This window comes from Mesorhizobium sp. M7A.F.Ca.ET.027.03.2.1, assembly GCF_003999175.1.
GTDB lineage: Bacteria > Pseudomonadota > Alphaproteobacteria > Rhizobiales > Rhizobiaceae > Mesorhizobium.
Genome location: NZ_RZOM01001076.1, coordinates 1 through 2113, shown reverse-complemented (window position 1 = coordinate 2113; position 2113 = coordinate 1). Strand labels below are relative to the sequence as shown.

The window sequence follows — 2113 nt, the reverse complement described above, 5'->3', positions numbered from 1 at the left end:
ACGACGCCCCGGGCCGATGCGCTGAGGTCCGGGCATGAGGTGGAGGAGCAAAGATGGCTTGTCAATGGCGACAGGTCGCCACTGGCCGGAATCGCCCGCCGCCGGCGACCAGAAACAATCGATGATCTGGCGAAACGGGCGACGGTCGAAGCGGAGATTGAGCCGGGTGCAAGTTCAGCTTCGGCTGACAGACCGGTGCTGGAAAATCAAAACCCTCCACGCCGGCGGCGGGGCGCCGCCGGGAAAAGAGGCCGCGGATATTGGGCGGCTATGTCAGGAGGGCGTCAATGCGTGGTCGGTTTGCCTCTTAGTTTTTCAATCTCGTCCTTGAGTGCCAGCTTGCGTCGCTTGAGATTCACGATTTCGAGGTCGTCGACCGATGGATGATTCATCGCGTCATCGATTTCACGTTCGATGTCGCCGTGTTTCCGCTGCAACTCATCAAGATGGGATGCAAGAGACATGATTGGTTCTCCCTTTCATGGTTTTCCTCGATTGCAACCGTCACGGCGCGTCCACCGCAGGTTCGCTTCTGTGACGGCACAATGACACTGTGCCACCATCCGGCCGCGATGTCGAATGATCCGTGGTAGCATTCCACGACACCTTGAAATGTGATATGGGCTGCACGCCGGTGACAAAACACCCGGTCCCGCCCAATCAGGCCCAGTTTTGGGCGCCGCAGACGTGCAGACGGTAGAGAATGTCCGATCAGGAACAGGCCGATATTCGCCTAGAATTTTCCCGCCTGAAGCAGGAACACGCCGATTTCGATGCGGCCATCAACGCGATGATCGCCATGGCCTGCGATCCGCTGCAGATCCAGCGCATGAAGAAGAAGAAGCTGTTCCTGAAGGACCGGCTGATGGCGCTGGAAGACAAGATCATTCCCGACATCATTGCGTGAGTTGGCGTTCGCTCGCTCGCGCTACCCGGCGATCGAAAGCTTCGCGGCACGATCACGCAGCAGGCCGATAAGTTCGCCGGTCCGCCCCTCGGATGTATCGATGGGGACCACCAGGCACATCGTCGCCTCGACCTTGCCCGGCGCTGAAAACACCGGCGCGGCAAGGCACTTGGTATAGGCATCGACAAGGCCCGAAGTGACGCAATAGCCGGTGATCCGCGCTTTTGCGATGTCGGCGACGAAATCGTCGAGCCGCAGTTTGCGCCCGTCGGGCAGCACGAGATCGTCGTTTGACACCATGTCTTCGATCTCAGCCTTCTCCAGCCCAGCCAGAAGCAGCCGCCCCGAGGCCGTCCAGGGCAGCGGTATCTGCAAGCCGGTGGCGGAACTGATGCGGAACGGCCTGGTGCCGGGACTCGCATGGACGATCGTATAGCGGCCGCTCTGCAGCATGCACAGTTCGGAAGTCTCGCCGGTCTCGCGCGACAGATTGTCGACCTCCTGGCGCCCCCGCCTCAACAGGTCGTTGCCCCGCACATAGTCCATTCCGTAGAGATAGAGCTTCTTGCCGAAATAGACGCGATTGCCGTCGCCTTCCATTTCCAGCAGTCCCGCATCGACCAGCGACCGCACCAGCGTATAGATCGTCGAACGGGGCGCGTTCACGCCCTTGGCAAGGTCGCCAATGCCGATCGCGCGCTGGGTCGTGTGAAGAAACTCCAGAATCTCGAGCACCCGGTTGAGCCCCTTTTCACGGGAGCCCGAAATCTTCTCGCCGGCTGAAAGTGCCGAGGCATTGCCATCTTGCATTGTTGATTCCCGGTGTTAGTATCTGTCCTGTACAGGATACACACGTCTCTTGTAAGAGACAATCGCTTCGACGTCACTGACGCGTGTATTGCCTGTGCAAGGGGAACACAAACGAAAGGAGGTCGCCGTGAACGACACATCCGGAAGACGTGATTTTCTGAAATTGGGAATGGCGGGACTGGCCACGGCCGGCGTCGTGGGTGCGGCGGTAGCCGTCGATGCCCAGAAGGCCGCTGCTCAGGCAGCACCCGACAGCCTGCTGCGCACCGTGCTCGATCGCGGCAAGCTGATCGTCGGCACCGGCAGCACCAACGCGCCGTGGCACTTCGAGAACGATGCCGGCGAACTCGTCGGCATGGACATCACCATGGGGCGCATTCTTGCCAAGGGCCTTTT

The 2113-nt window shown here is 60.2% G+C and carries 3 protein-coding genes and 1 pseudogene; 2 read left to right on the top strand and 2 right to left on the bottom strand.

Annotation, left to right across the window (positions count from 1 at the left end; genetic code table 11):
- Positions 1–284: 284 nt before the first annotated feature.
- On the bottom strand, positions 285–464 hold the full coding sequence (locus EN750_RS31350) for a YdcH family protein (protein WP_013529217.1): 180 nt from the start codon (positions 462–464) through the stop codon (positions 285–287).
- A gap of 239 nt (positions 465–703) precedes the next feature.
- Here EN750_RS31350 and EN750_RS31345 point away from each other — a divergent pair, with 239 nt between their 5' ends.
- Entirely contained in the window at positions 704–907 is a 204-nt protein-coding gene (locus EN750_RS31345; protein WP_013529216.1) for a DUF465 domain-containing protein, read from the top strand.
- Positions 908–928: 21 nt separating this feature from the next.
- Here the strand turns inward: EN750_RS31345 and EN750_RS31340 are convergent, their stop codons facing one another.
- Positions 929–1717 carry an IclR family transcriptional regulator gene (locus EN750_RS31340; protein ID WP_127399021.1) on the bottom strand — a complete coding sequence of 263 codons (789 nt, stop codon included), beginning with the start codon at positions 1715–1717 and terminating at the stop codon, positions 929–931.
- A 127-nt stretch (positions 1718–1844) separates the two neighbouring features.
- Between EN750_RS31340 and EN750_RS31335 the strand changes: the two are divergent.
- Positions 1845–2113 (top strand): annotated as a pseudogene (locus EN750_RS31335) (ABC transporter substrate-binding protein); the annotation flags it as partial.